Annotated in this window: 1 protein-coding gene; it reads right to left on the reverse strand. The window is 53.5% G+C overall.

Going from position 1 to position 445, the window contains the following annotated elements; translation table 11 throughout:
• Positions 1-87 precede the first annotated feature (87 nt).
• Positions 88-445, reverse strand: a 358-nt coding sequence (locus tag BN1128_RS26190) for a DUF3955 domain-containing protein (RefSeq protein WP_244464574.1), incomplete at its 5' end; no start/stop codon positions are given.

A 445-nucleotide genomic window follows, 5' to 3' on the forward strand; every position in this document is an offset into this window, starting at 1 on the left:
CCCTTTTTGCCTCCCCCTTCCGGAGTCGGCAACCCCTTGTCACATAGCGCCTATTCAGCCGCAACCTGGTGCAATAGTTTGGATGGATTATCCCCCCACTCTAGCCCGGCGACGCCTGATGCATGTCCTGAGCCAGCCAAAGAGAGCGATCAGCACACCGATGAACAGTAGGCCAAAGCCTATGGGCAGCAGGCCAAACGGTTCATGCAGCACTCCGGCTTCATCGACAGTGGAACCGATCATGTTGAATGCCATGAAGCATGCAAGCCCGAGCACCATGAACACCGCGCCAATCCGTACCATCACAATGACCTCTTGTGGTATTTGAAGAGAAGCCAGACTCGCATGCCAGAGTGAAGCGAGTATGAAGTTAGCGGTTTGAGAAGCTGACGAGTGACAAACGGACTTAACCTGACTGAATTCCTCACGATTGAACTCTACCGTT

It is taken from the genome of Aeromonas piscicola (genome assembly GCF_000820005.1).
Classification (GTDB): Bacteria; Pseudomonadota; Gammaproteobacteria; order Enterobacterales; family Aeromonadaceae; genus Aeromonas; species Aeromonas piscicola.